Below are 17,067 nucleotides of genomic sequence, written 5' to 3' on the forward strand. Positions count from 1 at the left end.
AGCGACGACTGGGAGTACCGGGTGGATTCACAACGCATCGTGTTGATCACCGGCGCCTCCCGCGGTATCGGGGCGCAGACCGCCCGGATACTCGCGGGGCGCGGCGATCACGTCGTCCTGAACTATCGCGAGAAGCGCAGGCGGGCAAGTGATCTCGCCGACGCGATCGCGGCCGACGGCGGCGTGGCGACACCGGTGGGCGCCGATCTGTCCGATCCCGAGGCGGCCGCGGCCATGATCGAGGAGATCCGCACCCGGTTGGGGCGGCTGGACGTCCTGATCCTCAACGCCTCCGGCGGGCTGGAACACGGCGCGGCGCCCGATTACGCCATGGCGATCAACCGCGACGCCCAGGTACGGCTGGTCCGGCTGGCTCTGCCGCTGCTGGCCCCGGGTTCACGCATCGTGTTCGTCACCAGTCACCAGGCGCACTTCCACGGCCGCAAACCCACCCCGCCGGACTACGAGCCCATCGCGCTGAGCAAGCGGGCGGGTGAGGACGCGCTGCGCGCCATGATCGGCGAATTCGATTCGCGGGGTATCGGTTTCACGGTCGTGTCGGGCGACATGATCGAGGGCACCATCATCGTGCGCCTCCTCGAACGCCGCGATCCGGACGCGGTGGCGGCGCGGACCGCGCACGGCGCGCTGCCGACGATCGACGAATTCGCCACCGCGATCGCCGACGCCACCACCGCCGAGACCGAGCCCGGCCACACGGTCCACGTCGGCGGGGCCGACTACCTGGCCACCGCGGCCGATCCGACTGCCTGATCGTCGGATGCGGAGTCGGGCGAACCGCCACGGCCCCGCTCCGCCCCCTCGCGGCGAAGCGACCACCGTTCACGGACGGCCGAGCCGACCAGCTGTCGCCGCGCGGCGACGGCCCGGCCACGATCGGCCCACATCGACCGGCGCCGGGGCGGCACGCTCATCCGTTGGCGTGGTCGAACCACCGGTACGGGATCGACCAATCCCATTCGGCCTCGGCCGCTTCGGCGTCGCGGTAGTCGTCCACGTGGCATTCGTTCAGGAAGACCGGAACCATCGCGCCGAATCCCGCACCCAGGGCGGACAATCCGTCCAGCACACAGCGCCACAGAGCGGACTTCTCGAGTCGGTGCACCGGAATCGACCTCCTTGTCGCACTCGGCGAGCGCTCGGGGCGACGCAGTCACCCTCGGCGCCTACGCCGACCAACGCTGTGGGGCAAAACGGTACGCCCGGCACGCCCCGGCCGTGTCCGGTTTCGGCAATCTTCACAGCAGACCGGCGGCGGTCAGATCCCGAACGTATTTGCCGATCAATTCTCGGCTCAGATGCGGTATGCCGCCGTCTGGACCGGTCCGCGTCGCGCGCACCGCGGCCCGGAACCGCTCGGCCGGCAGCGCCGATCCCGCAACAGCCGGGGCGGGGCGGCGGAAGGCGTGCAGCAGCGGCAGCACCGAATGCCGCCGCTGCCGTTCGGGCAGGGCGCGCAGTGCGGTCTCGAACCGCGCCAGCCAGTCGGCGTAGTCGGCGATGCGCGTGATGCGGTGACCGTCGTCGACCAGCCAGTCGACGAAGGTGTCCAGGCCGATGCCGTCGTCGTGCGGGTTGAGCACATCGAAGGTCTCGAATCCACTGTCGGCGCCGGGACCGAGCGCGGTGATCGCGGCGGCGGTGAAGTCCGCGGGCAGGCCGTCGTAGTGGGCGCGAGCGCGGCCCCCGCCGGGGGCGGGGCGGTAGAACGATTCCGGCGCGAGACCGGTGGCGAGCACGCTGAGCAGCAGCCGCGTGAACATATCGGGCAGATTGAACTGCCCCGCGAAGTCGCTGTGCGCGAGGATCATATCGGACCGGAAGACCGCGACCGGCAGTCCGCACAGGTCGTGCGCCTCGCGCAGCAGCACCTCACCCGCCCACTTGCTGTTGCCGTACCCGTTGGCGTAGCCGCCGTCGATGACCCGCTCGGGGCTGACCTCGCGAATATCGCCGTCCTCGGTGAAGTGGTCGACCTGGGCGGCCACCGCGACGGTGGACAGATAGGTCACCGGTTTGCGGCGCGCGGTGATGGCCAGGCGCACGACCTCGGCCGTACCGACCACGTTCGGCCCGAACAGCTGGTCGTAGGGCAGGACGTGATTGACCAGCGCCGCCGGGTGCACCACCAGGTCGACGGTTTCGGCGAGTTCACGCCACCGGTCCTCGTCCAGTCCGAAATTCGGTTCCGCGATATCGCCCGGCAGGACGGTCAGCCGCCGCTGCGCGAGCTCCCGATACCGTTGCAGCAGAACAGGATCCCCGCTGTCGAACACCTCGTCCAGACGCGCCCGCGCGGCTTCGGCGTCACGGCCGCGGATCACACAGATCAGCGTGCCGTCGCAGGTGTCGAGCCGGTCCAGCCATTCCAGGCACAGGAACCGGCCGAGGTAGCCGTTGGCCCCGGTCAGCAGAACCGTGCGCGGCGGGGTCGACGCGGGCGGCAGAGACTGTGCGGCGGTGAGGGTTTCGTGGTCGATGAACGCGTCGAGGGTCAGATCCGCGGCCCGCACGCGGGTGCCGGGTCCGTGCACGGAGGCGAGCGTGGGGCGGCGGCCGCCCTCGTTCCGTTCGCCGTCGATGTATTCGGCCAAGCGCCGCAACGTATTCGCCGGATGGACGATGGTGCCCACCGGCACCTGCACGCCGAACAGGTCGGTCAGCAGATTCGACAGCGACAGCGCCGACAGCGAATCGCCGCCGAGGTCGGTGAAATGCGCTTCCGGCCGGATATCGGTGCTCGCACAGCCCAGCAGGGCCCGCGCGGCCCGGCCGACCGTCTCCAGCACGGGACGGTCCGCGGCGCCGTGGCGCAGTGCGGCCAGCTCGTCGGCCTGTTCCTGCGACAGTTCGGCGTAGAGCTGCTCCAGGCGCTTGCCGTACCGCTGCTTCAGCTTGGGCCGCAACAACTTTCCGATTCCCGACAGCAGGCCGTCGTCCTGGGTGAACGGTTCGGTCTCGAGCAGGAAGTCGCGCGGAATCTCGTAACTGTCGAGCCCGGCCTCCTTCGCCAGCTCCTGCAGCGATTCGGCCAGTGCCGCACGGGGATCGGGGAGCGTCAGCGCCTCCTCGGACGGCACGATCACCGCGAGCAGATAGGCGCGTTCGCTGCTGCCGTAGACGAAGATCTGGCGGATCAGCGCACTGGTGGAGAACACCGATTCCAGCTTCGCGATGGTGACGAATTCGCCCTGCGACAGCTTGAGCACGTTGTTGCGGCGATCGACGTAGACCAGATGGTCGGGGCCGAGTTCGGCGACCACGTCGCCGGTGCGGTAGAAGCCGTCCTCGTCGAACATCTCCGCGGTGATCTCGGGGCGTTTGAAGTATCCCGGAAACATGGTGGTGGTCTTGAGCAGCAGTTCCCCACGCGGATGTGGCTGGTCGGTGCCGAAGTAGCCGAGTTCGGGCACGTCGACCAGCTTGTAGTCCAGCACCGGTGGGCGCCGGACCTTGTTGTCGACGATGACGCTGCCGCCGGCCTCGGTGGAACCGTATCCGTCGTGCAGGCCGATGCCCAGGACGGATTCCATGAAGGCGCGCATCTCCGGCGCCAGCGGCGCGCTGGCACACATCGCGCCGAGGAAGCGGCCCCCGAGAAGTCGTTCGCGCAGTTCGGTTTTCACCTCGTCCTCGACGACGGCGCGCTCACCGCCGGCCGCGATGCGGGCCTCCACCTCACCCTGGTGGTGCTGCAGCAGCATCTCGCAGACGCGCGGCACGAAGACCAGTTCGGTGGGCCGGCTCAGCTCCAGATCCTCGAACAGCGTCGACATATCGCTGCGTGCGGTGAAGTAGGCGGTGCCGCCGCGGGCGAGCGTGCCGCCCAGTTGCAGACGCCCGGCCACATGGCTGAGCGGCAAGTAGTTGAGTGTGATCGCGGGTACCGGCGCCTTCGCGGTGTACAGCCACATGGCGGCGGCCAGGCGGTCGGTGTACATGGCGCCCTTGGGTGTTCCGGTGCTGCCGGAGGTGTAGACGAGCAGCGACAACGGGTCGTCGCCGGGGGCGCTCGCGAGTGGTACGGCCGGTAAGGCGAGACCGCGCTCGACGAGGTCGTGCAGCGAGTCGATCGTGATATCGCGACCGGATTCGGCCAGCCGGGTGCGAGCCGCCGCGACGGCCTCGCGTTCGGCATCGTCGTCGGCGCTGTCGAAGACGACCAGCTGCCCGATCGTCGCACTCGTCAGCGCGGCCTCGACGGCGGCGTCGAGCAGTTCGGCACTGCAGGCCAGCACCCGCGCCTCGGTCTCCGCGATGATCGAATGCCATTGGGCCACAGCGGCAGTGGCCTGCAGCGGCACCGCGACCGCGCCGAGCCGCACCCCCGCGAGGTCGACGGTGACGTAATCGCTGCTGACGAATCCGACGGTGCACACGAAATCCCCGGCCCGCACCCCCGCCGCCTGCCAGGCACTCGCCAGAGCACCGGCGCGCGACCACAGCTGCCGATAGCTCAGCGTCTCGAAGCGCGGCAGCAGCCGCCGCACCCGGCGCCCTTCGGCATCGACGACGATCTCACCGGCCCGCTGCCCGACGGCCGGACGGTCGGCGTACGCGGTCACGACCGTGTCGATCAGTTCGGCCAGCCGCAGCCCGGGACGCGCGAGTGCGGCGCTGACGTCCGCATCCGGCCAGGCCGCGCGCACCTCGTCGTCGGCCATCGCCGCCGCGAGCCGCCGTTTACGCTCGGCCTTCTGCACGTCATCGGGCATAGGTAGGTCTCCCTGGGTCGTCAACCGGCGGACGAGTCGTCGCCCAAGCGCCACTGTAGCGCGCATCACGGTTAACTTATCTCCGCTAAGTACCCGTTCGTCAAGCCTTCGAGGCAACAATTCGCTACCCCGTGACGGAAATGCCTACTCACATGCGGATGACCTCAGCTGGCGTGCACTCGGGTCGCGAAGATGTCCTCGACCTTCAGGGTTCCGGGATGTCGATGCCGAAGGTTTCCAGGGTGACGTCGGCGGGTTCGGGGCCGCCGCGCTGCCCGGTGTCGAGGGCGTCGATCGCCGCGAGTTCGGCACCGGTGAGGTCGAAGTCGAAGACGTCGAAGTTCTCGGCGATGCGTTGCGGCCGTGTCGATTTGGGGATGACCGAGCGGCCCTGTTGCAGGCCCCAGCGCAGCATCACCTGGGCCGGCGTCTTCGCGTGCGCCTCGGCTATCGCGGTGATGACGGGGTCGTCGAGGGTACTGGTGTGTCCGCTGTCGCGGTAGAAGGTGATGCCACCGATCGGCGACCAGGCCTGGGTGAGAATTCCGTACTCGTCGTCGGCGGCGAGGACGTCGGGCTGGCGGAAATACGGATGCACCTCGATCTGATTCACCGCCGGGACCACGGAGGTCCGCTTCAGCAGATTCTCGAGGTGCTCGCGCATGAAGTTGCTGACCCCGATCGCACGGACGCGACCATCGGCGAGCAACTGCTCCAGCGCACGGTAGGCGTCGACGGTGAGATCGAATCGCGAGGGCAGCGCCTGATGCAGGATCAGCAGGTCGATCCGGTCGACACCGAGTTTGCCGGCACTCTTGTCGAACGCGTGCAACGTCGCGTCGTAACCGAAGTCGCTGATCCAGATCTTGGTCTCGATGAAGACCTCGGAACGGTCCACGCCCGAGCCCCGGATCGCCTCCCCCACCTCGCGTTCGTTCCCGTAGGCCGCCGCGGTGTCGATATGCCGATACCCGGTCGCCAGCGCCGCATCGACCGCCGCGGCCGTCTCGTCGGGGGGCGTCTGGAAAACCCCCAGCCCGATCGCGGGCATCCGGACGCCATTGTTCAGGGTCAGCATCGGTGTAGTCGTCATGTCCAGGTCCTACCCCCGATGTGGCAGGTAAACGTGTGGGCCGGTGCGGGGGTGAACTCATCGTGCAAACCTCGGCGAAATGTGGCGATTTGTCATCGGCGGCGAGGTTTGCACGAAAAGTTCAGCCGGACGCGGGATCGGCGGGAATCAGAGCGTGGCACTATCGTGAACGGCCTGACTATCGCACGGGGGTAGACCATGGATGTGGTGCGAGCGCGGCATATTGCGCGTCCCGACGTAGACCTGTACGGGGACGAGGTCGGCGATGGGCCGACGGTGGTCTTGCTGCACGCCGGGGGCGAGCGGCGGCAGGTGTGGGATCCCGTCGTGGAGCGACTTGTCGAAGACGGAATGCGGTGTGTCGCTTTCGATCAGCGCGGCCACGGCGACAGCGGTGGGTCACTCAGGAGGCTGGACGAGTGCGGGGGCGATATTGCCGCGATAGTCGACGCGGAACCCGGATGCGTGCTCGTCGGCGCCTCACTGGGTGGGCTCGCCGCCGTTGCGGCACTGGGTGATCCGCGCACCCGAGCGAAGGTCACGGGGCTGGTTCTGGTGGATGTGGTGCCCAATCTCGATGCGGGCCGGGTGCGGCGCTTTCTCGATGCCGGTGGCCTGTCGAATGTCTACCCGGACTTCATCGACGATGTCTTGGCCCACGTCCCGGACCTGCGACAGATCACCGCACAACTGGATATCCCCATCCTTCTGATCCGTGCCGGTCGGGACTCGCCGCTCACCGACGTCGAGGCGGACGGGTTGCTCCAGCTGGCTCCGCACGCCACGGTGACCCGAATACCGGGCGCCGGCCATCTGGTCGCCCGTGACGAGCCGGAGGCGTTGGCGCGGACGATCGCGGATCTCACGACACCGTGGCCGGCGCTGGCGCTGCTGCGCGAACTCGGCGCGGCCGGGGTGGAGCATCCCGGTGGGGATCTCCTCGATCACCTCGAGCGGGTCCGGCAGCTGGTCGCGGACCTCGGCGGAGGTCACCGGGTTCGGCTGGCCGCACTCACCCACGCCACCTACGGCACGGACGGCTTCCCACACTCGCTGCTGCCACCCGACCGGCGATCACGCCTGCGCGCGGCAATCGGTCACGGCGCGGAAACTCTGGTCTACCGCTACGGCGCGTGCGACCGTGCCGAGACCTATCCCCACCTCGGCACCACCCCGCTTCCGATCACCGACCGCTTCACCGGCGAGGTGGTCGCCGTAGACGGCACCGATCTCGCGGACTTCGCACTTCTCACCATCGCCAACGAACTCGACGTGGTACGCCATGCGGCGCTCACCACCGAAACCGTTCGCGGGATCCGGGCTCTCATCACCGCGTGTGCGACACACGTGCCCGATGCCGCCGCTCGGGCCCTCGCCGACCGGCATCTCCGCTGAGAACACCGAGAACCCCCGAAGCCCAAGGGAGATACGGGCTTCGGGGGTTCTCGAACCGTGGTGAGCGGAGCAGCTACGCCCGATCGAACCGGCCGCGCTGGACACTGGTGGTGAAGGCGGCCCATTCGGCGGGTGCGAAGATGAGGGCCGGGCCGGTGGGGTTCTTCGAATCACGAACGCCCACAGCGTCATCGAGGAACGCCACCTCGACACAGTCCTTGGTCGATCCCGAGAAGCTGGACTTGAACCAATTCGCCCCGGACAGGTCGTTGCTCACTGCATGCGCTCCTTGATCAGTGCTACAGAATCACCTTCGGACAACGCTACACGACGAATCTCCCGGAGCGCTGGCATATATCGCTGCAGCTCAGCCTCCCGTTCGAGATAGAGGTCGCCGGCCCAACCCTCGACGTACACGATCGGAGGCTGAGCCAATCCGGATATCAGGTCTGGAAACTCCAGCCATGTAAATGAACCGACGTAGGAACCGAGAGCACTCGATGCCGTGAACGGAACAACGCGGATGCTGATGTTCGATCGCTCGGACAGCGATACGAAGAACTTCAGCTGTTCACGAATCACCGCTTCGCCTCCCACTTGATCAGCCAGAACAGCCTCGTGCAGCAGGGCCGTGACTTGCAGACTCGGATCGTTCAGTCGCTCCTGGCGATGTGTCTGCCACTCGATCCGACGTTCCAACTGCTCACCAGGCAGATCTGGGTGTTCAGCCCATGCCAGAGCGCGGCGATAGTCCGGTGTTTGCAGCAACCCCGGAACAATCGTCGTTTTCCAGATCGTGAGCCGGTCTGCCGCGTCCTCCAACGCCAGGTAGTGGTTGAACCCGGTCGAAATCTGGTCCGCATACGCCCTCCACCAACTGGCCGTCACCTTCCCCTCCCGCGACGCGCGAATTTCCTTCACCAGATCCAGGCAGATCCTCCGCTCCTCGTCGGTCGCGCCGTAGTTGTCGCACAGTGCGTTCACTTGCAGTTGCGTGATCCTCGTCGTCTGCCCCTCTTCGATGCGGCCGATCGTCTGATGCGATGTCTCCGCGATGCGCGCCGCCTGAGATTGCCCGATTCCCTTCAGGTTTCGCAGCCGTCGCAGTTCGCGCCCCAATGCTCGCTGCGCGAGCGTGCTCCCTGACCCCATGTCGTCAGCTCCCCTATCGATTGTGTCCCGGTTTTCTGGACAGGTCCCCACTGGACAGGTTGCTACCGGACAGGTTCGAACAATCGGGATGGCAACGTCAGCCCGAATTCCCCGCCATTCGACTACAACTCGCGGCCGAGTCGATGCAACCTCAACGCCGACAATCACTTTCACATCGCAGGGAAAGTATCCACCATGGGACTGCTCAACCACGATCGAATGCCGATCATGACCGTCTCGTACGCGCACATCATCATGCAATTGCACATCGACTGCGCTTTGTGCGTGTGCCCGGTGAAACAGCAGGCGAAGCAGCGGCTTATCGAAGCGAAACACCTGGTACCGGATTCAGGTAGGGAGTGAGGCCGATGTTCTGGGAATTCGTTCTGCTGATCAGTATTCCGCTCGCTGTGATCGTGCTCGCGGTGTTCTGGCCCGAGCAGATCTCCAAACCCGAATCGCGCGATTCCGTGCGCGCGATCATCGACCGGATCGCGCGCGAAAACCGCGCCGGAGAGGCGAAATACCGTGACCGATACCGCGAATAGCGGCCACTTCCGGACGAAGGTCGGAGCATCCTCCGCGTGGTGGCGGGTCGGCGACGGCGAGCAAGTGGAGATCACGCACCTCACCGATTACGAAACAAGCCTCGCCACCGCATGCTTCGAGAATTTCCGGGTGGTGCGGTATTCGTGCCACGGCGTGGTGTTCATCGACACGCCGAGTTTGGCGCAAGCACATTCCCTGCTGCCGCACTACCACGCACTGTGGTGCGCGGTGAGCGAGGAGTTCCGCCGCCGGTTCGCCTCCTGACGCGTGCCCGCCGCAGGCCCCGGCAACGACGCCGGTAACTCCGCCCGCTACCGGGGACCGGCACGGCAACGGCCGCACCGAGACTCCCTCGCGCCGGCGAAACGTTCGCGCCCGCCATGCGCCCGACGGTCCGCGGCCACCCGACGGTGGAGATGAAAATGGTTTCCACCAGCACGCGGGCGATACGACCGGTGAAACCGAACTATCGTCTGGACACATGTCCGAGGCGGCCGGTGCGGGCATACACTGACCCGTAGGTGAACCGGCACCCTCGACGCGTAAAGGAGATTCCATGTCCCAGAAGGTTCGCGGCGTCATCGCCCGCAGTGTGGGCGCCCCGGTCGAGATCGTCGATATCGTCATTCCCGATCCGGGTCCGCACGACGTGGTGGTGCGGGTGCGGGCTTGCGGGGTGTGCCATACCGATCTGACCTACCGCGAGGGCGGTATCAACGACGAATTCCCCTTCCTGCTCGGCCATGAGGCGGCCGGCGTGGTGGAGACCGTCGGCGATGCCGTCACCCACGTTCAGCCCGGCGATCACGTGGTCTTGAACTGGCGTGCGGTGTGCGGCCAGTGCCGCGCCTGCAAACGCGGCAAGCCGTGGTACTGCTTCGACACCCACAACGCCAGTAAGCCCATGACGCTGGCCGACGGCACGGAACTGACCCCGGCCCTCGGCATCGGCGCCTTCGCCGACAAGACCCTGGTCCACGAGGGGCAGTGCACCGTCATCGACCCCGAGACCGATCCCGCCGTCGCCGGACTGCTCGGCTGCGGTGTGATGGCCGGCCTGGGCGCGGCCATCAACACCGGCGGCGTGAGCTACGGCGATTCGGTCGCGGTCATCGGCTGCGGCGGCGTCGGTGACGCGGCCATCGCGGGAGCGCGGCTGGCGGGCGCCACCACCATCATCGCGATCGACCGCGATCCGCGAAAGCTGGAGTGGGCCGAGGAACTCGGCGCCACCCACGCCCTCGAGGCCGGTGACGACGTGGTCGAGCGGGTGCAGGAATTGACCGGCGGTTTCGGCGCCGACGTGGTGATCGACGCGGTCGGGCGGCCGGAAACCTGGAAGCAGGCCTTCTACGCGCGCGATCTGGCCGGCACGGTGGTGCTGGTCGGCGTGCCGACGCCGGATATGAAGCTGGAGATGCCGCTCATCGACTTCTTCTCGCACGGCGGCTCGCTGAAGTCCTCCTGGTACGGCGACTGCCTGCCGGAACGCGACTTCCCGATGCTGCTCGACCTCTACCGCCAGGGACGGTTGCCGCTGGAGCGGTTCGTCAGCGAGCGCGTCGCTCTCGATCAGGTCGAACAGGCCTTCACCACCATGCACCACGGCGACGTCCTGCGATCGGTGGTGACGCTGTGAGGATCGACCGCGTAGTCACCTCCGGAAAGTTCGAATTGGACGGCGGCAGTTGGGATGTCGACAACAACGTCTGGGTCGTCGGTGACGACCGCGAGGCCGTTGTCATCGACGCCGCCCACCAGGCCGAGCCGATCATCGCGGCCGTCGGCGATCGCACGGTGCGCGCGATCGTCTGCACCCACGCCCACAACGACCACATCAACGTGGCCACCGAACTGGCCGCGGCGCTGCGGGCGCCGATCCGGCTGCATCCGGCCGACGAGGTGCTGTGGAGCGCGCTCTACCCCGATACCCGCTACGAACCGCTGCACGATCGGGAGCGAATCCCGGTGGCGGGCAGCGAGATCGAGGTCCTGCACACACCGGGCCACTCCCCCGGCGCGGTGAGCCTGTACCTGGCCTCGGAGAAGACGGTCTTCACCGGCGACACTCTGTTCCAGGGCGGTCCCGGCGCCACCGGCCGCTCGTTCTCGAGCTTCCCGACGATCATCGAATCCATCCGCACCCGCCTGCTGCATCTGCCCGCGGACACCACCGTCCTGACCGGCCACGGCGACTCCACCACCATCGGCGCCGAAGCACCTCACCTGCCGGAGTGGATCAAGCGCGGACACTGACGACCCGCGCGGTAACCATCGACCGCATCTCGATCCCGCCGCGCGGTGCCCGGAGGTGGCGTCAGTAGGCTGACTACTCCACATCACCTCCGGGAAAGAGATCATGTCGCAGTTCGAGAACGTCAGTGTGGCCACGAAGGCCAATGTGTACTTCGACGGCAAATGCGTGAGCCACGACATCACGCTGCCCGACGGCACCAGGAAGTCGGTCGGCGTGATCCTGCCGGCGGCATTGACCTTCACCACCGGCGCCCCGGAAATCATGGAGCTGGTCGAGGGTGAATGCGCCGTGACTCTGCCCGGCGAAACCGAGCCCACGACCTACCGCGGCGGCGAATCGTTCTCCGTGCCCGGCGACAGCTCGTTCGACATCGACGTGCGGGAAACCCTGCACTACGTCTGCCACTTCGGCTGAGCAGCCGTAAGAACCTGCCGCGCAAGCCTTTACCGGCCCTCACGGCAGTAGGGTCAGGATCATGACACCGGACAGCAAGACCGTCCTTCATCGGCGATGATCATGGCCGGGTGTCGAGCAGGGACCGGATCAGCGTCGCGCCCTTGACATCGAGCCAGTCCCGGAAGGTCGTCAATCCCGGGTGCAACGTCCGTAGTTCATCGATGTCCACGTCGGGGATGCTGCCGTCACCGCTGTTGAGCAATTCGTACCCGCGAGCGAATCGTTCGTTGATGCGACGCAGCTCCTCGATCGGACGTTGGATATAGGGGACCGTTCGCCCGACAGCGGCGCTGACCTGCACGGCCACCTCGGGTGGGGTCAGCACGTCGCCGACCAGTTCCAGTGTCCGGCCGCGATAGTCGTCCGGATTCCGCAACGCGAGTGCGGCGAACGCGCCGATATCGTCGAGTGCGATGAATTGCTGACGCACGTGCGCGGCGGCGGCGGTGCGCAGTGCGCCGTCGCGGATCCCGACCGTGTCGGACTGCGTGATCAGGTTCTCCATGAAGGAGCTCGGCCGCAGCACCGTCGCCGAGACACCCGACGCGGCGATGTACTGCTCGATCTCCCATTTGGCCGGCTGGCCGCCGCGGTCGGCGCCGAGGCCCGAGCTGTAAACCAGATGTGCCACACCATATTTCACCGCGGCGTCGGTGACGGCCTTGCCTGCCTTCACCTCGTCCTGCTCCGGTGCCAGCGGCCCGGGATGCACGCTGTACACGCCGTAGGCGCCGTCGACGCAGCGGTCGATCGTCGCGGGGTCCTCCAGCGAGCCCGCGACCACCTGCGCGCCCGCTTGCGCCAAGTTCCGGGCCCTGTCGCTGTCCGGGCGGCGAGTCAGCACCCGGACCCGCCATCCGTCGGCGAGCAGACGATCCGCGACCGCCCCGCCCTGCTGTCCGGTCGCGCCGGTGACGAAAACAACCTGCTCCATATGCCCTCCGTAGGCGGATCTTCGAATACCGCGCCGACAAGCCGCAGTAAACGGAGAATGATCTCCGTTTGAGCCACTATACGGAGAGCCTTCTCCGTTTCGCAATGGTCGCCGCTACGATCGAGCGATGAGCAACGACGCCGAGCAGGGTGCCAAGCCACTGCGCGCGGACGCGCGACGCAACCGAGACCAGGTGCTGGCCGTCGCCCGGGAGATGCTCTCGGTCGACGGCTCGTCGGCGTCGTTCGACGAGATCGCACGCCGAGCGGGCGTCGGCGTCGGCACCGTGTACCGGCATTTCCCGACCCGTTCCGCATTGTTCGAAGCGGTCGTCGTCGGCCGGGTGGAGGAGTTCACCGAACGGGCACGCGTGCTCACGGGCGCCGATACCGCGCCGGAGGACGCGTTCTTCGGCTACTTCACCCACCTCGTCGGTGAGGTCGCCCTCAACCAGGCCCTGTGCGAAGCGCTGGACGACGGTGACACGGCCGTAGCGATCCCCGACCGGCTCCGGCAAGAGTTCATCCGGTCGTTCGACACCCTGCTCTCCCGGGCGAAAGAGACAGGGGCCGTACGCTCCGAGGTCGATGTCGCCGACGTGCTCGACCTGGTCATCGGCGCGGCGACGGTCGAACGCCGCGCCCGGGCGCGCAACGCACCGAACCCTCTGATCGCCGTCGTGCTCGACGGTCTTCGCGTACCCGACCACCGAGCACCGGCGTGACGGCCACCGGCCCCGACCCACCGCGCCGGGAACAACGCCGGGCCACAGTGCATGTCGTGCACACGACCGAGGGCCGCACGAATGATCGTGCGGCCCTCGGTTGTCCCCCAGCCCTTTTCCCCGGGTCTAGGAGTATCCGACCTGCCAGTGCTTGATGCCGTTGATCCAGCCCGAGCGCAGGCGCTGCGGGTCGGCGACCTGGTGCAGGTCGGGCATGACGTCGGCGATGGCGTTGAACATCAGGTCGATTTCCAGGCGGGCGAGGTTGGCGCCGACGCAGAAGTGCGCGCCGGTGCCGCCGAAGGCGAGATGCGGGTTGGGGTCGCGCAGCACGTCGAAGTCGAAGGGCTCGTCGAAGGCCGCCTCGTCGAAATTGGCCGAGCTGTAGAACAATCCGACCCGATCGCCGGCCTTGATCAGCTGCCCGCCGAGTTCCACATCCTCGGTCGCGGTGCGCTGGAACGCGGTGACCGGAGTCGCCCAGCGCACGATTTCGTCGACCGCGGTGCGTGGGCGCTCCTGCCGGTACAGCTCCCACTGGTCCGGATTGTCGACGAACGCCTTCATCCCGTGGGTGATCGCATTGCGGGTGGTTTCGTTTCCGGCGACGGCGAGCAGAATGACGAAGAATCCGAATTCGTCCGATCCCAGCGCCTCACCGTCGATATCCGCGCTCACCAATCGGCTGACGATATCGTCCACCGGTTCCGCCCGCCGCGCCTCCGCCATATTCCAGGCGTAGCCGAGGATTTCGGCGGAGGCGACCACCGAATCCCCGTATTCGGGGTCGTCGTAGTTGAGCATCTGATTCGACCAGTCGAAAAGCTTGTGCCGATCGTCCTGCGGGACGCCGAGCAGTTCGGCGATGGCCTGGAGCGGCAACTCGCAGGCCACCTGCTCGACGAAGTCGCCGCCGCCGGATTCCTTGGCCGCGCGCACGATTCGCTCGGCCCGCTCGGTCAACGCCGCGCGCAGGCTCTCCACCGCGCGCGGCGTGAAACCCTTCGAGATGATGCGGCGGATCTTGGTGTGCTTGGGCGGATCCATATTCACCAGCAGCGCACTGGTGACCGACAACTGCTCCGGCGTCGCGAAACCGGGCAACCGGATGATGGAGCCCTTCTTCTCCGAGGAGAAGACGTCCGAGCGGCGGGAGATCTCCTTGATGTCCTCGTGGCGGCTCACCACCCAGTAGCCGCCGTCCTCGAACGGGTAGGCCTGCTCCTCGCTCTGGGCGTTCCACCAGACCGGCGCGGTACGCCGCAATTCCGCGAATTCGGCGACCGGACTTCTCGCGGCCCACAGTCCCGGGTCGGTGAAATCGAATCCGGCCGGTATCGACGGAGCAGCCACAGTTCCTCCTCGTGTCCGCTGCACTGCGAATCATGGATTTTTTCGAAACGTGTTCTTCCTTGATTAGAACACGTTGCACTGCAGCGGAAAAGGGCTGCGGACGCGCGCATTCCGGAAGAACAGAAGTTATGACAAAACTATTTCGAGCATACGAAACAAAGTCCGATCGAAGGGATTTCCCGATCGTCCGGACGCACATCGCCCAACACTATTCGTCTGTATCGCACTGTTCGGTCGATGAAAGCCCGAGTAGCACACGGGAATTCAACGGCGGGTTTCGTTCATCCGCTCACCTCGTTCTCCGGTCGCGATGCAGATGCGGCGCGGCCCGCCCCGCCGGCAGCGGCAGATCGAGATAGGTCCGCAGACCCGGAGCGGCCGCGACGACATCGGGGATCGCATTCACACAGTTCAGCGCCGTGGCGACGATCGAGGGATTGCGCCGGGCCCCCTCGGCCGGATCGTGGGCGTGCAGCCCGGACAGGGTCAGGACACAGCCGGGGTCGCCGCGCACCTCCACCTCGAACCGCTGCCCGTTCGGCCCGAAGCTCCACGCCGGGTCGAAGTCCCGCTCCCCCATGAACCAGTTGACCGCCGCCGTGATCACCGGTTCGCCGTCGACCGTGCCCTCCCACCGAAAGTGCTGGGCCGCAACCTGTCCGGGCTCGATGATGCCGATCGGCGAATCGATCGGCGCGGTGGCGACCGCGATGTCGTGGGTGGTGCGGATATCGGGATCCAGATCGAATCCCAGTTCGTCGGCGAGCATCCACACCGACTGGCTGTAGCCGCCGGCCAGCATAGCCGCGACCGTGCTCTGACCGGCCTTGTCCGGATCGGCGCCGAACATCATCCAGTGCCGCACCACATCCGGGGCGCCGTAGGTGCGGATATCGGAAAACTCCTCGGCACGGATCCCGGTCACCGAACCCGACAGCGCCGAGACCACCAGAGGCAAACGTTCGGTGAGACCGCCCGGGTGAATTCCGGTGCCGTGCAATGTGACCGCGCCCTCGGCACAGACCGCGTCGAATTTCTCGCGGTCACGCTGCCGGGGATAGAACCAGCCCAGCGGAGTCACCACGTTCTTGCCCGAGCGCAGGATCGCGCGCAGGACCGCGGTGTCGGCGAAGACCGGGCTGTAGACCACGCAGTCGGCGTCGAGGGCGAGCAGGGCCTCGGCATCGGTGGTGGCGGTGACGCCCACCGGGTCGCGGCCCACGAGGGTGCCGAGGTCGACGCCGTCCTTGTCGGGGCTGTGCACCCAGGCACCGGCGAGTTCGAGTTCGGGGTGATCGAGAACGCCCTCGATCGCCGCCCGCCCGACACCGCCGGTCGCCCACTGGATCACCCTGATCGCGCCCATCACTGATCCCGCACGATCGACAGGGCCTGGGTCGGGCAGTAGCGCACCGCGTTCTCCACGTCGGCGCGATCGGCCTCGTCCACCTCCGCGCGCACGATTTCGACCTTGCCGTGTTTGGGCACGTCGAAGTAGTCCGGCGCCTCGGCCTGGCACATCGCGTGGCCCTGACACAGGTCCAGATCCACTTCGATACGCATCAGCTCTGTCCCTCCTCATCGGCCCGCCGATGTCCCTCCTCATCGGCCCGCCGATGTGCCTCCTCATCTGCCTGCGCCGGCTCGCGCAGCGGGGCCTCCGGCTGCACCTCGACCAGCACCAGATGCGCACCGCGCGGCGTGTTCACGACCGCGGCGATCGCGGCGGCGAGGTCGGAGGCCCGCAGGAAGAAGGGGTGGCGGGCGAAGCCCCACTTCACCCAGTCGTCGAGCAGCGGTCCGACCTGGTCGGGCGCGGCGTTCATCCCCATGCCGGTCTGGGTCGCGCCCGGCCTCACGATCGAGGCGCGAACACCGGTGCCCTCCAACTCCATCCGAAGCTGCCGGGCCATCGCTTCGAGTCCGGTCTTGGCGGCGTTGTAGGCGCCGTTACGGGGGCGGACCTGGTCGGCGCAGTCGGAGCCGATGAAGACGAAATCGCCGCGACGCCGGGAGATCATGCCGGGCAGGATGCGGTGGGCCAGCCGTTGCGCGCCCACCAGATGGACGTCGACCTGTTTCAGGAAGGTCTGCGGGTCCATCTCGTAGGCCAGGCCGAATTCGATGTCCCCGGCACCGGATACCGCGACCTCGATGGGGCCGAGCGACTCCTCGGCGGCGGTGACGAAGGCGTCGACCGACGCGTCGTCGGTGACGTCGAGTGAGCCCGCGAAGGCCGTGCCGCCGTTGGCGGTGATCTTGTCGGCGAGCTCGCGGCAAGTCTCCACCCGGCGCGCACCGAGCGCCACCGGGAATCCGGCCTCGGCCAGCATGATCGCGGTCGCGGCGCCTATTCCCGACGACGCCCCCGCGATCAGAACCGGTCGCACATCCGGATGCGGATCGAAACGCGGCATA

The 17,067-nt window shown here is 67.2% G+C and carries 19 protein-coding genes; 9 read left to right on the top strand and 10 right to left on the bottom strand.

The window, feature by feature from the left end; translation table 11 throughout:
* Positions 1-21 precede the first annotated feature (21 nt).
* The gene (locus NMI01S_RS20810) at positions 22-774 is read left to right on the top strand and encodes an SDR family oxidoreductase (protein WP_245716948.1); all 753 of its coding nucleotides are present in this window, start codon (positions 22-24) and stop codon (positions 772-774) included.
* A 157-nt stretch (positions 775-931) separates the two neighbouring features.
* Here the strand turns inward: NMI01S_RS20810 and NMI01S_RS20820 are convergent, their stop codons facing one another.
* From NMI01S_RS20820 to NMI01S_RS20830, 3 genes are all read right to left on the bottom strand, one after another.
* Positions 932-1,126 (bottom strand): hypothetical protein, encoded by a 195-nt coding sequence (locus tag NMI01S_RS20820; RefSeq protein WP_039784217.1) that lies wholly within the window; start codon positions 1,124-1,126, stop codon positions 932-934.
* A 133-nt stretch (positions 1,127-1,259) separates the two neighbouring features.
* The gene (car, locus tag NMI01S_RS20825; RefSeq protein WP_062999567.1) at positions 1,260-4,736 is read right to left on the bottom strand and encodes a carboxylic acid reductase; all 3,477 of its coding nucleotides are present in this window, start codon (positions 4,734-4,736) and stop codon (positions 1,260-1,262) included.
* Between the two features lie 205 nt (positions 4,737-4,941).
* Positions 4,942-5,829: an aldo/keto reductase gene (locus tag NMI01S_RS20830; protein WP_062999569.1), complete on the bottom strand. Its 888-nt coding sequence runs from the start codon at positions 5,827-5,829 to the stop codon at positions 4,942-4,944.
* A gap of 198 nt (positions 5,830-6,027) precedes the next feature.
* Between NMI01S_RS20830 and NMI01S_RS20835 the strand changes: the two genes are divergently transcribed.
* On the top strand, positions 6,028-7,224 hold the full coding sequence (locus NMI01S_RS20835; protein ID WP_062999571.1) for an alpha/beta fold hydrolase: 1,197 nt from the start codon (positions 6,028-6,030) through the stop codon (positions 7,222-7,224).
* 73 nt (positions 7,225-7,297) lie between these two features.
* On the opposite strand, the gene NMI01S_RS20840 is transcribed toward NMI01S_RS20835, so the two are convergent.
* Both NMI01S_RS20840 and NMI01S_RS20845 read right to left on the bottom strand, forming a co-directional pair.
* A complete protein-coding gene (locus NMI01S_RS20840) occupies positions 7,298-7,501 on the bottom strand; it encodes a DUF397 domain-containing protein (RefSeq protein ID WP_062999573.1) in 204 nt (67 codons plus the stop codon).
* Entirely contained in the window at positions 7,498-8,376 is an 879-nt protein-coding gene (locus tag NMI01S_RS20845; RefSeq protein WP_062999575.1) for a helix-turn-helix domain-containing protein, read from the bottom strand. The genes NMI01S_RS20840 and NMI01S_RS20845 overlap by 4 nt, the downstream gene beginning before the upstream one ends.
* 195 nt (positions 8,377-8,571) lie before the next feature.
* Here NMI01S_RS20845 and NMI01S_RS35370 point away from each other — a divergent pair, with 195 nt between their 5' ends.
* The 6 genes from NMI01S_RS35370 (at position 8,572) to ppnP (ending at position 11,596) form a co-directional block, all read left to right on the top strand.
* Positions 8,572-8,739, top strand: coding sequence for a hypothetical protein (locus NMI01S_RS35370; protein ID WP_167331926.1), 168 nt, complete (start codon positions 8,572-8,574; stop codon positions 8,737-8,739).
* Positions 8,740-8,744: 5 nt separating this feature from the next.
* The gene (locus NMI01S_RS20850; RefSeq protein WP_157121733.1) at positions 8,745-8,924 is read left to right on the top strand and encodes a hypothetical protein; all 180 of its coding nucleotides are present in this window, start codon (positions 8,745-8,747) and stop codon (positions 8,922-8,924) included.
* Positions 8,905-9,189 (top strand): hypothetical protein, encoded by a 285-nt coding sequence (locus NMI01S_RS20855; RefSeq protein ID WP_062999579.1) that lies wholly within the window; start codon positions 8,905-8,907, stop codon positions 9,187-9,189. Before NMI01S_RS20850 ends, NMI01S_RS20855 begins: the two co-directional genes overlap by 20 nt.
* Before the next feature lie 292 nt (positions 9,190-9,481).
* Positions 9,482-10,564 (top strand): S-(hydroxymethyl)mycothiol dehydrogenase, encoded by a 1,083-nt coding sequence (locus NMI01S_RS20860; RefSeq protein ID WP_062999581.1) that lies wholly within the window; start codon positions 9,482-9,484, stop codon positions 10,562-10,564.
* The gene (locus NMI01S_RS20865; protein WP_245716949.1) at positions 10,561-11,181 is read left to right on the top strand and encodes an MBL fold metallo-hydrolase; all 621 of its coding nucleotides are present in this window, start codon (positions 10,561-10,563) and stop codon (positions 11,179-11,181) included. Before NMI01S_RS20860 ends, NMI01S_RS20865 begins: the two co-directional genes overlap by 4 nt.
* Positions 11,182-11,284: 103 nt before the next feature.
* A complete protein-coding gene (ppnP, locus tag NMI01S_RS20870) occupies positions 11,285-11,596 on the top strand; it encodes a pyrimidine/purine nucleoside phosphorylase (protein ID WP_062999585.1) in 312 nt (103 codons plus the stop codon).
* Between the two features lie 100 nt (positions 11,597-11,696).
* Here the strand turns inward: ppnP and NMI01S_RS20875 are convergent, their stop codons facing one another.
* Entirely contained in the window at positions 11,697-12,572 is an 876-nt protein-coding gene (locus NMI01S_RS20875; protein ID WP_062999587.1) for an NmrA/HSCARG family protein, read from the bottom strand.
* 127 nt (positions 12,573-12,699) lie between these two features.
* Between NMI01S_RS20875 and NMI01S_RS20880 the strand changes: the two genes are divergently transcribed.
* On the top strand, positions 12,700-13,296 hold the full coding sequence (locus tag NMI01S_RS20880; protein WP_062999589.1) for a TetR/AcrR family transcriptional regulator: 597 nt from the start codon (positions 12,700-12,702) through the stop codon (positions 13,294-13,296).
* A 126-nt stretch (positions 13,297-13,422) separates the two neighbouring features.
* Here the strand turns inward: NMI01S_RS20880 and NMI01S_RS20885 are convergent, their stop codons facing one another.
* The 4 genes from NMI01S_RS20885 to NMI01S_RS20900 form a co-directional block, all read right to left on the bottom strand.
* Positions 13,423-14,649: a cytochrome P450 gene (locus tag NMI01S_RS20885; protein WP_062999591.1), complete on the bottom strand. Its 1,227-nt coding sequence runs from the start codon at positions 14,647-14,649 to the stop codon at positions 13,423-13,425.
* Between the two features lie 289 nt (positions 14,650-14,938).
* Entirely contained in the window at positions 14,939-16,015 is a 1,077-nt protein-coding gene (locus NMI01S_RS20890) for an NAD(P)H-dependent amine dehydrogenase family protein (RefSeq protein ID WP_062999593.1), read from the bottom strand.
* Positions 16,015-16,212: a ferredoxin gene (locus NMI01S_RS20895; protein ID WP_062999594.1), complete on the bottom strand. Its 198-nt coding sequence runs from the start codon at positions 16,210-16,212 to the stop codon at positions 16,015-16,017. Before NMI01S_RS20895 ends, NMI01S_RS20890 begins: the two co-directional genes overlap by 1 nt.
* Entirely contained in the window at positions 16,212-17,066 is an 855-nt protein-coding gene (locus NMI01S_RS20900; RefSeq protein ID WP_062999596.1) for an SDR family oxidoreductase, read from the bottom strand. The genes NMI01S_RS20895 and NMI01S_RS20900 overlap by 1 nt, the downstream gene beginning before the upstream one ends.
* Between the last annotated feature and the right edge of the window lies 1 nt (position 17,067).

The sequence above is a fragment of the Nocardia mikamii NBRC 108933 genome, from assembly GCF_001613505.1.
Lineage (GTDB): Bacteria > Actinomycetota > Actinomycetes > Mycobacteriales > Mycobacteriaceae > Nocardia > Nocardia mikamii.

Excerpts from the sequence above, each read along its gene's own strand:
- NMI01S_RS20875 (WP_062999587.1), bottom strand. The coding sequence starts at position 12,572 with ATGGAGCAGGTTGTTTTCGTCACCGGCGCGACCGGACAGCAGGGCGGG.
- ppnP (WP_062999585.1), top strand. The coding sequence starts at position 11,285 with ATGTCGCAGTTCGAGAACGTCAGTGTGGCCACGAAGGCCAATGTGTAC.
- NMI01S_RS20890 (WP_062999593.1), bottom strand. The coding sequence starts at position 16,015 with ATGGGCGCGATCAGGGTGATCCAGTGGGCGACCGGCGGTGTCGGGCGG.
- NMI01S_RS20845 (WP_062999575.1), bottom strand. The coding sequence starts at position 8,376 with ATGGGGTCAGGGAGCACGCTCGCGCAGCGAGCATTGGGGCGCGAACTG.
- NMI01S_RS20830 (WP_062999569.1), bottom strand. The coding sequence starts at position 5,829 with ATGACGACTACACCGATGCTGACCCTGAACAATGGCGTCCGGATGCCC.
- NMI01S_RS20860 (WP_062999581.1), top strand. The coding sequence starts at position 9,482 with ATGTCCCAGAAGGTTCGCGGCGTCATCGCCCGCAGTGTGGGCGCCCCG.
- NMI01S_RS20895 (WP_062999594.1), bottom strand. The coding sequence starts at position 16,212 with ATGCGTATCGAAGTGGATCTGGACCTGTGTCAGGGCCACGCGATGTGC.
- NMI01S_RS20835 (WP_062999571.1), top strand. The coding sequence starts at position 6,028 with ATGGATGTGGTGCGAGCGCGGCATATTGCGCGTCCCGACGTAGACCTG.
- car (WP_062999567.1), bottom strand. The coding sequence starts at position 4,736 with ATGCCCGATGACGTGCAGAAGGCCGAGCGTAAACGGCGGCTCGCGGCG.
- NMI01S_RS20900 (WP_062999596.1), bottom strand. The coding sequence starts at position 17,066 with ATGCCGCGTTTCGATCCGCATCCGGATGTGCGACCGGTTCTGATCGCG.
- NMI01S_RS20880 (WP_062999589.1), top strand. The coding sequence starts at position 12,700 with ATGAGCAACGACGCCGAGCAGGGTGCCAAGCCACTGCGCGCGGACGCG.
- NMI01S_RS20850 (WP_157121733.1), top strand. The coding sequence starts at position 8,745 with ATGTTCTGGGAATTCGTTCTGCTGATCAGTATTCCGCTCGCTGTGATC.
- NMI01S_RS35370 (WP_167331926.1), top strand. The coding sequence starts at position 8,572 with ATGGGACTGCTCAACCACGATCGAATGCCGATCATGACCGTCTCGTAC.